Raw genomic sequence first — 13405 nt, 5'->3', positions numbered from 1 at the left:
AGGTTCTTCGGCTCTTTCCTCACCGCTGCCTCTGGTGCCTCGCTTTCCCCCTCCGCTCCTGCTTGGGGGAGCCCCTGCAACGCCTCGAGTCCTTCTCAGTTCGAGGCGTTACCTCGTCAGACGCACCGCAGTCACGCGGATCGTTGGCCCGCGTTTCCGGGAGCTCACTTCCACTCTAGCAGCCGGTGTTGGTGCCGGCGCTCACGCCGAGCCTGCCCGTGAAGTTGAGGTAGTTGTTCACGCGGCTCTGTACCTGGCCGGGGTTCCTGCCGCCGCACTCCAGCGCACCGTTGATGGTGCGGATGGTCTCGCCAAAGCCCTGGTTGTTCACCATGGCGTTGTGCGCCGTCATGGTGCCCGCGCCCGTCTGAGTCATCCAGAACCACAGGCCCGTGCGCCAGGCGATGGTCGCATTGCGCGCCACGAGATCCGGGTCATCCTTGAGGTTGACGCCCAGCGCGTTGCCCGCCGCGCAGTAGTTGCCGTTCCACGATAGCTGGATGGGGCCACGGCCGTAGTACCACTTGCCCGCCGCGCAGCCACAGCCCGGGGGGCCCCAGCTCGTGTCGCACATGACGTTCTTGTTGATCTCCTCAATGTACACGAGCCCGCTTGTCTCGTGCGACACGTTGGCCAGGAAGGCCGCGACCTCGCGCTTGCGCGTGTCGGTGTTGCCCGTGGTGGCGAAGGCGGGGAAGGTATTGGCCGCGGCCACCAGCGCCGAGTAGCTATAGAAGCCGTTGCGGCCGGGGAACATGGAGTTGAAGGTGGCCTCGCTCAAGATGGCGGCCAGGCCCGTGCCCGTGGGAGGCGGCGTCGTGCCGCCCACCTTATCCAGGGTGAAGAGCTGGTTGGCGCGGCCCTCGTACGGGTACTGCACGTAGATGGTGCCGTTGTTGGCGGAACCCCAGTACAGGTCCATGGCCATGCCCGTGTGGCGCGGGTGGATGCTGAACTGGTTGTTACCGCGGGCGATGAACTGGAACTGCTGGTTGGCGCCGCCCACGTACGACCACTGGTGGAATTCGGCGTTCTGGGCGGTGCTCACCTCTTTGATGTCCAGCCCCTTGCCACTGTTGACGTTGATGATCTTCCAGAAGCCATCGGAGGTGGGGGAGATGTGGAACTTCTGGGCGTTGGTGCCATTGCAATCCCACTGCTGGACCTTGGCGCCATCGGCGGTGCTGGAGGAGGCGACGTCGACGCACTTGCCCGTCATGACGGAGCGAATGACGTAGTCGCCCTCGGAGAGGCTCGACACGATGGCGGCGCTCTCCAACTGGGAGAGTGGCTCCTGGGCCTCCCACTCGTCGGCGGCACATCCGCCCAGTCCAATCACACCCAACAACGACACACAGCGCAGCATGCTCATTCGGGACATCAGATCCTCCTTGGGGTCAGGGAAGTTGGCGTCCCCTAGAGCATTCCGCGTGCCAACCTGTTCATCTTTCAGAGAGACCAGATTTCAATGCTTTAGCTGTCTAGTGAGGCTCCGCCATGGTGACAACTGTTGCCACCATGGTGACGCCGCTCACCAGACGCCCATGCCCGTCGATGGGTTCGTGCTGTACGCAGGGAAGCAGCCCTCTTGCGGCTTCGGCTCTACCCCCGCTTGGGGGAACGCGCGAGCCCTCCGCGCCATAGGCCACGCCTCCGTGTTTCGTGGGAAGAGGTCTCGAAGGAAAGCCTATGCAGCCAGTGCTGGGTGCTGTTGCTTCGTGGACACCCCGGCGCGCACGCGTGTCGGCCGGTGGGCACCGCCCTGCCTTCGCGGTCGGTGGGGCCCTTGCCTTGCGGCAGCATCGATGAATCTGGAAGAGCAGTTTGAGCCACGAGCATCCGTTCCGAGCGCAGGAGTTCTATGCCGTCCGTGAGTTTCAAGTCCGTGTTCATCGCCGTGTTCCTGGGCACGGCCATCGTCGTCGCCGCGCTGCTGGTCAACGCCCGCCGCCCGGCGGTGGAGACGGCGCAGCCCAGCGCTGACCTCGTGCGCGCCTCGGGCAAATGCGCCGAGTGCCACGCGCGGGAGACGTCGGCGATCGTCCACCAGTTCGAGCGCAGCAAGCACGCGGTCAAGGGCGTCACCTGTCTGGACTGTCACAAGCCCGCCGAGGGCCAGCAGTCCATGGACCACCGCGGCTTCACGCTGGCCAAGGGGCTCACCTCGAAGAACTGCGCCCAGTGCCACAGCACCGAGTACGAGCAGTATGCGCGCAGCCGGCACGCGGGTCCCTCGTGGGCGGCGGTGCGCGGCACGGAGGGCTTCTCGCCGGAGCAGATAGAGCTGGGCGAGCGCTTCCATCCCGGGTGGATCAAACGCCCAGCCCACCCCGTGGGCGTGATGGAGGGCGAGGCGGCGATGATTGGCGGATGCGATGCATGCCACAACATCGGCAAGCCCAATGCGGACGGCTCGTTCGGCACCTGCACCCAGTGCCACGCGCGGCACTCGACGTCCGTGGAGCTCGCGCGCGAGCCGCGCACCTGCGGCCAGTGCCACATGGGACCGGACCACTCGCAGATCGAAATCTACGAGGAGTCCAAGCACGGCGTCATCTTCACGGCGCAGCATCAGAGCTTCAACCTGAGCGCGGACCCCAAGCGCCTGACGACGGGGGACATGCCCGCGCCCACCTGCTCCACCTGCCACATGAGCGGCCTCGAGGGACTGAAGGTGACGCACAACCCGGGCGAGCGCCTCTCCTGGTTCCTCTTCGCGCCCGTCTCCACGCGCCGCCCCGAGGGCAACGCGGGCGAGCAGCAGATGAAGGAGGTGTGCCTCAAGTGCCACGCGCACACCCAGGTGGAGAACTTCTACGCCAACGCCGAGCGCGTGCTGCAGGCCACCAACGAGAAGGTGCAGGCCGCGCAGGCCGTGACGGCCGCGCTGCGCAAGGAGGGGCTGCTCGATAACAAGCCCTTCGACCAACCCATCAAGTTCGTCGAATTCGACCTCTGGCACTACTTCGGCCGCACCACCAAGCACGCCGCCTTCATGGGCGGCGCCGACTTCGTGCAATGGCATGGCAACTACGAGCTGGCGCGGCTGCGCAACGAGCTGGACAGCATGGCCGGGGAGCTGCGCGCCAACGCGGGCAAGGGCGCTTCCGGGCCTTCGAAGGCGGGAGCCACGAAGCCATGACGCTCCGGGAGCGGCTCACCACCGTGACACCCTTCCTCGCGGCGCGCATGTTCGCCGTGGGCAACCTGGGCGCCCTCGGCGCGGACATCCTGCTCGCGCACTCGGCCAATGACTTCGCCCGGCGCGTGGAGTGGCTGCCCATCGTCTTCTCGCTGGTGGCGCCGCTGCTGCTCCTGCCCGGGCTCTTCTCCGAGCGGCTGCACGCGCGCACCCGCGCCGTGGAGGTGCTCGTGGCGCTGGGCTCCGTCGCCGTGGGCGTGGCCGGCATGGTGCTGCACCTGCACAGCGCCTTCTTCGAGCGCCAGACGATGCACGACCTCGTGTACACCGCACCCTTCGTCGCCCCGCTCTCGTACGTGGGGCTGGGGCTGCTCGTGCTGCTCAATCTCATGGAGGACCCGGCCGGTCCCGCGTGGGCGCCCTGGGTACTACTGCTCGCGCTGGCCGGCAACGTGGGCAACCTCGGACTGTCCCTGCTCGACCACGCGCAGAACGGCTTCTTCTCCGTGGCCGAGTGGATACCCGTGGTGACGGCCGCTTTCGGCACCAGCTTCCTCCTGGTGGCACTGCTGCGCCCGACGCGCGGCTTCCTGCGGCTCTCCCTCGTGGTGATGGCGGTGCAGGCGGCGGTGGGGGTGCTGGGCCTCGGGCTGCATCTGCGCGCGGACCTGCACCACCCCGGCGTGCTGCTGCGAGACCGGTTCGTCTACGGCGCGCCTGTGTTCGCCCCCATGCTCTTCGCGGACATCGCCCTGCTCGCGGCCATCGGCGTTTGGGGTCTGCTGCGCAGCTCCGTCCCCGACGTCCTCGACGCGGGGCAGGGCACGAGGCGCACCGCGAGCACCTGAGCACCGCAGCTCGTGCGCACGGATGGATGGCGTGCCCCGGCCCGTCCGGCCTCACTGCACCTGGACGTCATCGATGCGGTAGACCTCGGAGGCGGCGTGAGGGGCACGGTCTACTTCGCGGCCACGACCAGCGCCACCGGCACCGAGCCGTGGAAGAGCGACGGCACCGCCGCGGGCACCTCGCTCCTCCTGGACATCTCGCCGGAAACGACCAGCTCGGCCCCCACCTCGCTGCGGGACCTCAACGGGAGACTCCTCTTCGTCGCCGAGGGAACGACGGGCCGCGAGCCCTGGAAGAGCGATGGCACCGCCACGGGAACCGCCCTCATCGAGGACCTCCGGCTTCCCAGCTCGGACTCGACCCCCGGGCCCATCGTGACCCTCAACGGGAACGCATTCTTCTCGGCCGACGATGGCAACACCGGCGTCGAGCTCTGGAAGACGGACGGCACCACCGCTGGCACCGTGCTCGTCAAGGATCTGCGTCCGGGTCCCGACGGCTCGGCTCCCAGTCGACTCACCCTGCTCGAAAGCACCGTGTTCTTCACGGCCGACGATGGCAGCACCGGAGTCGAGCTGTGGAAGACGGATGGCACCTCCGCCGGCACCGTGCTCGTCAAGGATCTGCGTCCGGGTCCCGACGGCTCGGCTCCGACCGAGCTGGTCCTCTTCAAGGGCGCCATGTTCTTCGTGGCCAACGATGGCAGCACCGGCGTCGAACTGTGGAAGACGGATGGCACCGCCGCGGGCACCGTGCTCGTCAAGGACATCGGGCCGGGAAACTCGTCCCCGACGAGGCTCACGGTCGTCGGCGACACGCTCTTCTTCTCCGCCATTCAAAGCACCACGGGCCGCGAGCTCTGGAAGACGGATGGCACCACCGAGGGCACCGTGCTCGTCAAGGACATCCAGACCGGGGCTTCGTCCTCCTTCCTCGGAAGCTCGTTCATCGCGGTGGGCAACACGCTCTTCTTCTCCGCGCGGGATGGCATCTCCGGCTTCGAGCTGTGGAAGAGCGATGGCACCGCCGAAGGCACCGTGCTCATCAAGGACATCTGGCCGGGAAGCAAGGGTTCGAACTCGTGGAACTACACCGTGCTCGACGGGGTGCTGTACTTCGTGGCCACGGATGGAGTCGCGGGCTCTGAGCTGTGGAGGTCGGATGGCACGAGCGCCGGCACCACCCTCGTCAAGGACATCGCCCCGGGGCTCACCGGCTCGACGATTTCGCGCATGACCGTGGTCGGCCACCAGCTCTTGTTCTCGGCGGTCACCGCGACCGAGGGCCGAGAACTGTGGAAGAGCGACGGCACCGCCGAAGGCACCGTGCTCGTGAAGGACATCCGACCGGGAAGGGGCGCGACGTCCAGCCTGCTGCAGTCGCTCTTCCCCCTTCCCCAGGACAACGTGGTGGTGTTCGCCGCGACGGACGGCAACTCGGGCATGGAGTTGTGGCAGTCTGACGGCACCAGCGCGGGCACGGTGCGCATCCAGGACATCGCTCCCGGTGCCGCCTCCTCGTCCCCGAGTGGCTTCGCGCTGCTCGGTGATTCGCTCCTCTTCCGGGCCAACGATGGGACCACGGGCCAGGAGCTGTGGGTGGTACGCATCTCCAGTCTGGACACCACGCCACCGAGGCTCACCTGCCCCGACCCGGTGACGGTGATGGCCACCGACGACTCGGGCGCTCCCGCCACCTTCACCGCGACCGCCACGGATGATGGAACGAGCGTGACGCCCACCTACAGCCAGGCCCCGGGCAGCACCTTCCCCGTGGGCACTACCTCCGTCACCGCCACCGCCACCGACGCGGCCGGAAACACCGCCACCTGCACCTTCACGGTGACGGTGGAGGGCCCGGCCCCGAACACGGGCTGCGGTTGCACCTCGCTCTCGGGGGGAACCCTCGCGCTGTGGAGTCTGCTCCTCCTCGCCGGCCCCTTGCGTCGGCGCCGGGCGTGAGCACCTGAGCACCACGGCGAGCCCCCTCCCCGCGCGGGGAGGGGGTCCGTTCTACCGTCGCCTCAATCCGGAGTCCCGTGGCTGGCCGCGAGCGAGCGCCGGTCCACCTTGCCAGCACGGGTGCGCACCCATGCTATCGAGGAAGCGCACGGAGCGCGGCTGCTTGTAGCGGGCGAGCCGACCCTGGCAGAACTCGAGGGGCTTCGCCTCACAAGCCAGGATTCGAGCATGACCCCCCTACTCATTCTGTTTTGCTCTCGGGGAGGGCGTGAGCAGTCCGGCCAGTCCGCCCGCTGCCGCGGAACCCAGGGCGACCAATCCCTGCGGAATCTCTTTGCCCATGCCAGCAAGGATGGCCAGGCAGATGACGGCCAGGACCACAGTGATGCCGAGAAACCAGATCACCCATCGGTACAGCCAACGATCCGAAAGGGCCGGCGAATTCTTACGGACCTCGTCAACCAGGCTCTTCTTTTGCTCCGGGGTGAGGGCAGAGTCGGTGAGTATCGTCTTGAGCAAATCGGTCATCGATACCTCACGACCTTGATTGTCGTCAGCCATCCTCATTTCTCCCATTCCCGGATTGCAGGAGTATCCGCTCTCGGGCAACCGAAGCGTACCGCTCCGCGCGGCGTTCCGCCGAAACGGCTCTCCTGTATGGTGGAGGAAAATGGCGCAAGTACGGTGAATTGCCATTGGCTCAACGGTGGACGGATGCGTTCGTATGTCGACGCATCAGTGCCAGCTGCTCTACACTGGCGCGCACTGCGCCCGGTCCCGTGAGTCACTGATCGGAACCCGGGTCCTCCCCTACCCTCACCCCGTTCCTCTCCCGGCGGGCGAGGGATGATTGACGCAGTGAATCCCGAGCGGCTCGGGTCTCAGCCCCGCACCTGCGCGCTGCACGCCATGCAGTGACGCGCCTCGGGAATGGCCCGCAGCCGGTGCCGGCCGATCGCCCCTCCGCACCTCGCGCAGTGCCCGAACCGCCCCTGCTCGATGCGCACCAGCGCGTCGTCGATGTCCCTCAGCTCCCGCCGCTCCCGCTCCGACAGTTGCTCCAGCACCGCCTCCGCGCTCCCCTCCGACGCCTCGTCCACGGGGTCTGGCTCCCTCCCGCTCCCACGCCTCAACCCCTCGGCCTCGGTCACGTTGGCGCGCAGCACGCCTCGCAGGCTGCTCCGCCGCTGCAGCAACGCCTCCCGCGCTTCGTTCTCCCACGTGCCCATCATGATGCTTCCCCGCTTCCTCCACGGCGCGCCGCACGAACCCGCCGCTCATGGCGTGCCTCCCCATTTCAGGAACCGTGCCTCGTTCCTCCGCTCCTGAAATCCTGCATTCCGCACGCAAGCTTTGCGGGCCGCCCCGGGTCCCTGTGCACCCCTTGCGCTCCGGGCCTGCCTCCCCTCCCCCACTCGTACTGGAATGGCCCTTGCTCCGAGTCACGCCGGGCATCTCCACCGGTGCCCGCCCACCGTCGCTCGAGGTCCTGGCCCATGTCCTCTCTCTCCACCCACCCCGCGCCCAGCTCGCTCGCGCAGGGGCTCCTCCCCCGCGAGCACGGCACGTACTTCCAGCTCGGCCTGCCCCTGGCCACCGCCCTCTTCGCCGCCGGCGCTCCCGCCAGCGCGCTCTGGCTCTCCGGGGCCGCGATCGCCAGCCTGCTCGCCCACGAGCCGCTGCTCCTGCTGCTCGGTCACCGGGGCGCCCGCCGCGAGGAGCGCGATGGGGGCCGGGCCCGCGCGTGGGGACTGGGGGTGGGCGCACTGGGCGCGCTGTGCTTCGCCCTGGGAGCCGCCTCGCTGCCGTCCGAGGCCCGGCCCTTCCTCGCGCTGCCCCTCATCCTCGGGGGCGAGGTGCTGCTGCTCGCGTGGAACCGCCAGGAGCGCTCGCTCTCCGGGGAGGTGCTCGCTGTGCTCGCGCTCGGGGCGTGGGCGGTGCCCGTCGCCATGGCCGGGGGCCTGCCGGCGACCACCGCGCTGACGCTCTGGGGCACCTACGGGCTGTCCTTCGGGCTGGCCACGCTCGCCGTGCGCACCGTCATCGCCAGCCACCGGCCCCGCGCCAACCGCGAGCAACTGCGGTGCACGGGCGCCGTCCTCATCTCCGCCGTGCTCATCACCGCCGTCGTCTGGGCACTCGAGTCCGGCCTGCCCCCGCTGCGCGTGGCGGCGCTGCTGCCCGTGGGGCTCGTGGCGCTCGGGTTGTGCGTGGCCCTGCCCTCGCCCCGGAAACTGCACGCCATCGGCTGGACGCTGGGCCTGGCCGGCACGCTCACGCTGGTGCTGCTCGGGGTGGGGCTCTCCGCCTAGCGCGCCGAGGCCCGTTGCGAGGCGAGCCACTGCGCCCGGCGCTCCACCGCGCGGAGGGTGTCCATCACCGCGTCCTTCTGGCCGAGGCCCGCGAGGAAGCCTGGAATCGAGCCGCCGGGCTCCACGGTGAAGTGGTAGACGACGTGCACCTTGCCCTCGCCTCGCGGGGTGTGGTGTTGAGTGCCGGGCCGCAGTTGCCCACAGGCCCAAGCCCTCTGCCTCGCCCCGGCGGGGCGCGCAGCCTGAGCAGGCGTGTGCCCAATGGGAGCTGCACGGCCTGTCCACCGGCCTGGCGCACTGCTCGGCTCCACCCGTCAGCTGGATGGGAAACCTAAAAGTGCGGGCGAAGAAGACCGTCCCCAATTCTTTTTGACCGGGTGGCCACGTTTTGCCGAAGGCAAACCTCCGGTTTGACCAGCCGGCCGCGTTCACATGGACGGATGCACTCTCAAAGCCGGCGCTATTGCCAGGTCACCGTCACGTAACTGGTGCCCGTCAAAGCCGAATCTGAAGCCGTTAAACGCAAAGTAAAAGTTCCTTTTTGATTGGGTTTAACAGTCGTCACCGCTGTTGACGTATTTGAAAAACTGACAGCGGATTGATTGTAAGGGCTTGACCACTGCAGTGAGAGGTATCCAGCCCGCGGTCGGTTGTCATCGATAGCAACACCCTGCAGAGTGACTGTGTTCGGATACGTCGCAGTGATCGCAACCCCTGCGCTCACCGCTGGAGCTTTGTTCACGCTCAAGTCCGGATCATCGATCAGTATCGGATAATCTTTAATAACTTCGGTCATTCCATCTGAAACCTGAGCGCGTAAAACATAAGGACCTGGAGCAGAAAAACCGACCGGCGTCGTTGATGTTGAGCCTGTTGTTGCTGTCGTATCAAATGTTGCGGTGCCGGCTCCGGCAATTTTCAACCAACGAACATTTTTAGCCAACGGAGCATTATCTGGATCAGACGAAGTTAAATTCAAAGTCGGCTGAGTTGGATAGGTCACCGCACTTGGGCTATGTGATATAGCCGAGATGACAGGGCTTACGCTTGTCGCTTCTGGACGATCTGCAAATTGAATATGTGAATAGACGTAGTCATTCGTCACAATTAAAAACGGAAGCTGCTTGTGCGGGACATTCAATTCGATTATTGCACCTTGGGTCGTGTAAGCACTGTCGGAAGAAATAACCCATCCACCCGGCTTAACGGCATTTCGATCGACCACGAAATTTTTAATAAACGTATCGCGAATACGAATCGGCCAGCTTTCGCCAAGATCAAGTCCAGTTATACCTGATTGAATTTTAGCCATGATGTCCTCATACGCACGGCTTCCATCACGCTCTGACAAAACAATCAGATCGGCATTTAAATCGGAGGCTTTATTCAACATATCAACATCCGAGCGTTCATCACAGATAACTGGAAGCACAACGAAATCGGCACCTGATTGAGTCCTCAATGCAAAAGCGCGCACGGACTGCAAAGCTTTTTGTTTGATTGGCAAAACCCATGGATACATCGGCGAATACATGTAGTCTAGCGACGTATTCCATTCTGTTGCTTTACGCTTGAATCCAATGATGCGCCCTAGATTATCGATGATCAGCTGAGTGTTAAAAACAATATCTTTTGGCAAAGTTGGATCATCGGCCATGGTTACTTGATCGGCCACGGTGCCCAGTATAACGTTGATATTGTTTTCAAACGCCCACTGGGTTGTCTCGTGAACCGCAGCGACGATTTCGTCACTTTTCAAAGTGCCGATTGAAACGACTTTGTAAAATGAACCGTCGGCGATAATACGAATGGGATCTTTTACGTAACCCGAATAAAAAGTATATTCAGGAACGACCACCAGATCCACGTTTGTGGAACCAAGGTTGGCCGTGACCGCACTTAGCTTTTGTCGAAGAAGAGCTCTGCGATCAAGGCTTTGATTATCAGAAGCCATCTTGAGTGCAACCGCGCGAATGGGTGCAGTCGGTAGGCCTGCGCTTTTTGCTTCTGGTGAAAGTGCTATTAACAAAATAGTCAGCGAAAATATGAATTTCATTTCGATCTCCCAAAAACCAAGAAAACAGCCTCATCACTTATGAAGCAGGTTTTTAATTTAGCATTCGCGGGGACTGATTAAAAAAACTATTTATTCCACCTCAACTTGAGAAATTGGAAATTCATTTTTCTATGTGGCGGAACAGCTTCTGGTCGATGCTCCGCCCGGCCATCTTCACGCGAGAGGCCGCCAGGACATCGAACGGGGCGGGCTCGGACAGCATCTGCACCCAGGCGCCAGAACTCGCGGCCCGGCACGGCGCCATCCGCATCGAGGAACGCAAGCCAGTCCGTCCCCGCGGAGGTGTTGCTCCATGCGCGGCGGATGGCTGCCCCCTTCCCCTGGTTCCGGGGGGCTCGAACGCACCGGAGCCGGTGAGGAACGCCCGCCTCGGAGAAGCGCGCCAGACCTGCCTCCACCAGCTCCACGTAACGGCGTGCGTCCTCGTCGCGGCTGCCGTCATCCGAGATGATGAACTCGGCTGCCTCAGGCGCCACGCTCTCCTCTTGCGGCTTCGGCTCTGCCCCCGCTTGGGGGAGAGCTGTCGGCTGTTCGACGTTCGGGCGGCTTGTCGCCTACGCTCCGGGTCCTCATCCGCGACACCGAGATCCCCATGAGCACTGCGACTCCCCTCCCCTCCACGTCCGCCGGCAGGCACGCCATCGTCTACGGTGGCAGCACGGCCGGATTGAGCGCCGCGGGCGTGCTGTCCCGCCACTTCGAGCGCGTCACCCTGGTGGAGCGCGATCGCTTCGAGAACGCGCCCCATCCCCGCAAGGGCGCCCCCCAGGCCTCACACGTCCACGGCCTGCTCACGCGCGGCATGAACGTCCTGTGCGAGGTCTTCCCCGGCTTCCAGGAGGATTTGAAGGCCGCCGGCTCCATCTTCATGGACATGACCGGGGACTTTGCCTGGTGCATGGGCGGCCTCTGGCGCCCACGCATCCAGTCCGGCATCTACTTCTACTCGCAGAGCCGGCTGCTGCTCGAGTGGGTGCTCCGCCAGCGTCTCCATGCCCTCCCCAACGTGCGCGTCCTGGATGGCCGCGAGGTGACGGGCTTCCTGACGAGCGCGGACAAGGCCCGCGTCACGGGCGTCCAGCTCCAGGCTCCCGGGGGCGGCCAGGAGGAGTCACTCGAGGCGGAGCTGGTGGTGGACGCCAGTGGCCGCGGCTCGCGCACGCCCCAGTGGCTGGAGGCCCTGGGCTACCCCCGCGTGGAGGAGACGCACATCCACGTCGACGTGGTCTACGCCAGCCGGCTGTTCCGGGCGCCTCCGGGCTTCTCGGCCGACTGGAAGATGATGAACATCGCGCCCGAGTTCCCCAGGGAGCGACAGGGGGCGGTCATCCAGCAGATCGAGAACGGCCATCTGCTCGTGTCCATCGCTGGCTGGCTGGGCACGCAACCGCCCCTGGACGATGCCGGCTATGTCGAGTTCACCCGGAGCCTGAGCCAGCCTCATATCCACGAGGTCCTCGAGCACGCCGAGCCGCTCGGCCCCATCAACGTCTTCCGCTTCTCGCACAACCAGCGGCGCCACTACGAGCGCATGCCGCGCTTCCCAGAAGGGCTGGCACCCGTGGGGGATGCGTTCTGCTCCTTCAACCCCATCTACGGCCAGGGAATGACCACGGGCGCGCTGCAGGCCCAGGCGCTGGGTGGGTGCGTGCGCCAGGGGCTGGGCGGACTGTCCCAGCGCTACCGGCAGCAGGTGGGCCAGTTGCTGGCGGTGCCCTGGTCCATGGCGACGAGCGGAGACCTGCGCTTCCCCGAGGTGGAGGGCAAGCGGCCCCCCGCGTTCGGCCTGACGAGCTGGTACGGCGACCGGTTCCAGCAGCTCGCGAGCCACGACGAGGAGGCGCTGCGCACCTTCGTGCGGGTGATGCACATGCTCGAGTCGCCCGCGGCCCTCTTCTCCCCTCGGCTGATCCTGAAGACCCTCACCTCCAGGCCCACGGCCGCCGACCTGGAGCGCAAGCCGGAGCCGCCCTTCGCCCCCGCCGCCGCCCGGGAGCAGGCGGCCTGAGCGGGTGGCTCCCGTTGTGGCTCCCGCTGGACGGGCCCTCGCCTATAGCCCGGTGCGCGCGTGGTCCAGGCAGTCCATGCCGTCCGTCTCGCCCGGCTGCGTCATCAGGTTGGCCACCATCACCTTCCGCGCTCGCGTCTCGCACAGCGACTGGGCCACCCCGTCCACCAGCAGGTTGGGCATCACGCTCGAGTACAGCGAGCCCGGCCCGATGGCGATGAGATCCGCGGTGCAGATGGCGTCGATCAGCCCGTCCACCGGAGGCGGCGAGGGAGGAAAGTTTTTTCGGCCTGGCGCGTAGTGGGGGCATGAATTCTCCACGCCATGTGAGCCTCCTGCTTCTCTGCGCGGGCGCGGTCGCCTGCTATGGCAGCGCCGAGCAGCTCGGCGGCGGCGGCGGAAACAACTCCGCCGGCGAAGACGACCCCGCTCCTCGGCCCCTGGGCACCCTCCCTCCCCCTCAACAGGGCCCCCATTCCTCTTATGCTTTGGCGAAGGTCGCTGAGGGGATCGACGACAACTGGACTTTCTTGGCCGGGGAGCTGCCCGGCGGTGAGGAGGTGCTCGACTTCTTTCATGCCACCGAACACCTCAACCTTGCGCTCGCGGATGCCTATGCCCGTCGACACGGCAAGCGCGGCACCGCTTCGAGAAGCTCCGCGACTACCTGCGCGATGAGGAAGACGGCGTCACGCGCGTGATCCGTGCGCTCGAGTATTTGCGAAAGAAGTTTCCGCAACGCGCCGAGATTCGTAAATGCGCGGCGTACTTCCGCAAGCATCGCCACCGCATGAACGATGCGGCGCTCAAGAAGCGCGGGCCGCCGATCGGCTCGGGCGTCGTCGAGGCCGCCTGCAAGACGCTGGTGTCGCAGCGCCTCAAGCTGAGCGGCATGCGCTGGGGACGAGGCGCGCAGGCAATCCTGAACGCGCGCGGATGGGACCAGAATGAGCACCACGGACAGATCGATGACCACCGCTCAGATGTGATGACAATTCGCGGGATCGTTGTTATTTCTCCTCCGTCTTTGCGCTACTGATTGCCGCGAAGTTGTTT

General features: G+C 65.5%; 13 protein-coding genes and 2 pseudogenes. 7 read left to right on the top strand and 8 right to left on the bottom strand.

Annotation, left to right across the window (positions count from 1 at the left end):
• Positions 1 to 175: 175 nt before the first annotated feature.
• Positions 176 to 1381 (bottom strand): RICIN domain-containing protein, encoded by a 1206-nt coding sequence (locus tag DAT35_RS38080; protein WP_108074176.1) that lies wholly within the window; start codon positions 1379 to 1381, stop codon positions 176 to 178.
• A 489-nt stretch (positions 1382 to 1870) separates the two neighbouring features.
• On the opposite strand from DAT35_RS38080, the gene DAT35_RS38075 reads away from it, so the two are divergent.
• From DAT35_RS38075 to DAT35_RS38065, 3 genes are read left to right on the top strand one after another with little or no spacing between them, the layout of a single operon-like run.
• On the top strand, positions 1871 to 3142 hold the full coding sequence (locus DAT35_RS38075) for a multiheme c-type cytochrome (protein WP_158502079.1): 1272 nt from the start codon (positions 1871 to 1873) through the stop codon (positions 3140 to 3142).
• Complete coding sequence (locus tag DAT35_RS38070; RefSeq protein WP_108074174.1) at positions 3139 to 3990, top strand: hypothetical protein; 852 nt, start codon at positions 3139 to 3141, stop codon at positions 3988 to 3990. The genes DAT35_RS38075 and DAT35_RS38070 overlap by 4 nt, the downstream gene beginning before the upstream one ends.
• Before the next feature lie 12 nt (positions 3991 to 4002).
• Positions 4003 to 5952, top strand: coding sequence for an ELWxxDGT repeat protein (locus tag DAT35_RS38065; RefSeq protein WP_108074173.1), 1950 nt, complete (start codon positions 4003 to 4005; stop codon positions 5950 to 5952).
• A gap of 237 nt (positions 5953 to 6189) precedes the next feature.
• On the opposite strand, the gene DAT35_RS38060 is transcribed toward DAT35_RS38065, so the two are convergent.
• Complete coding sequence (locus DAT35_RS38060) at positions 6190 to 6513, bottom strand: hypothetical protein (protein ID WP_146210067.1); 324 nt, start codon at positions 6511 to 6513, stop codon at positions 6190 to 6192.
• A gap of 320 nt (positions 6514 to 6833) precedes the next feature.
• Complete coding sequence (locus DAT35_RS38055; protein ID WP_233261960.1) at positions 6834 to 7184, bottom strand: TraR/DksA family transcriptional regulator; 351 nt, start codon at positions 7182 to 7184, stop codon at positions 6834 to 6836.
• A 264-nt stretch (positions 7185 to 7448) separates the two neighbouring features.
• Here DAT35_RS38055 and DAT35_RS38050 point away from each other — a divergent pair, with 264 nt between their 5' ends.
• Positions 7449 to 8264, top strand: coding sequence for a YwiC-like family protein (locus tag DAT35_RS38050; protein ID WP_108074171.1), 816 nt, complete (start codon positions 7449 to 7451; stop codon positions 8262 to 8264).
• Here the strand turns inward: DAT35_RS38050 and DAT35_RS60160 are convergent.
• The 4 genes and pseudogenes from DAT35_RS60160 to DAT35_RS62500 form a co-directional block, all read right to left on the bottom strand.
• Positions 8261 to 8413, bottom strand: coding sequence for a hypothetical protein (locus DAT35_RS60160; RefSeq protein WP_199243120.1), 153 nt, complete (start codon positions 8411 to 8413; stop codon positions 8261 to 8263). The genes DAT35_RS38050 and DAT35_RS60160 overlap by 4 nt on opposite strands.
• Positions 8414 to 8724: 311 nt before the next feature.
• Positions 8725 to 10320 (bottom strand): hypothetical protein, encoded by a 1596-nt coding sequence (locus DAT35_RS58440; RefSeq protein ID WP_146210066.1) that lies wholly within the window; start codon positions 10318 to 10320, stop codon positions 8725 to 8727.
• Positions 10321 to 10441: 121 nt separating this feature from the next.
• A complete protein-coding gene (locus tag DAT35_RS61245) occupies positions 10442 to 10603 on the bottom strand; it encodes a hypothetical protein (RefSeq protein WP_233261959.1) in 162 nt (53 codons plus the stop codon).
• 22 nt (positions 10604 to 10625) lie between these two features.
• Positions 10626 to 10748 (bottom strand): annotated as a pseudogene (locus tag DAT35_RS62500) (hypothetical protein); the annotation flags it as partial.
• A gap of 185 nt (positions 10749 to 10933) precedes the next feature.
• Between DAT35_RS62500 and DAT35_RS38035 the strand changes: the two are divergent.
• Positions 10934 to 12349: an NAD(P)/FAD-dependent oxidoreductase gene (locus DAT35_RS38035; protein ID WP_146210065.1), complete on the top strand. Its 1416-nt coding sequence runs from the start codon at positions 10934 to 10936 to the stop codon at positions 12347 to 12349.
• Between the two features lie 54 nt (positions 12350 to 12403).
• On the opposite strand, the pseudogene DAT35_RS38030 reads toward DAT35_RS38035, so the two are convergent.
• Positions 12404 to 12625 (bottom strand): annotated as a pseudogene (locus DAT35_RS38030) (2-phospho-L-lactate transferase CofD family protein); the annotation flags it as partial.
• 32 nt (positions 12626 to 12657) lie between these two features.
• Between DAT35_RS38030 and DAT35_RS38025 the strand changes: the two are divergent.
• Together DAT35_RS38025 and DAT35_RS38020 are read left to right on the top strand one after the other, a co-directional pair.
• Positions 12658 to 13050: a hypothetical protein gene (locus DAT35_RS38025; RefSeq protein ID WP_158502078.1), complete on the top strand. Its 393-nt coding sequence runs from the start codon at positions 12658 to 12660 to the stop codon at positions 13048 to 13050.
• Positions 13047 to 13388 carry a hypothetical protein gene (locus DAT35_RS38020; protein ID WP_108074166.1) on the top strand — a complete coding sequence of 114 codons (342 nt, stop codon included), beginning with the start codon at positions 13047 to 13049 and terminating at the stop codon, positions 13386 to 13388. Before DAT35_RS38025 ends, DAT35_RS38020 begins: the two co-directional genes overlap by 4 nt.
• Positions 13389 to 13405: the final 17 nt, after the last annotated feature.

The sequence above is a fragment of the Vitiosangium sp. GDMCC 1.1324 genome (assembly GCF_003044305.1).
In the GTDB taxonomy this organism is placed as follows: Bacteria; Myxococcota; Myxococcia; order Myxococcales; family Myxococcaceae; genus Archangium.
Note: the sequence above shows the minus strand (reverse complement) of the source record. Positions and strands in the feature narration are given on the sequence as shown.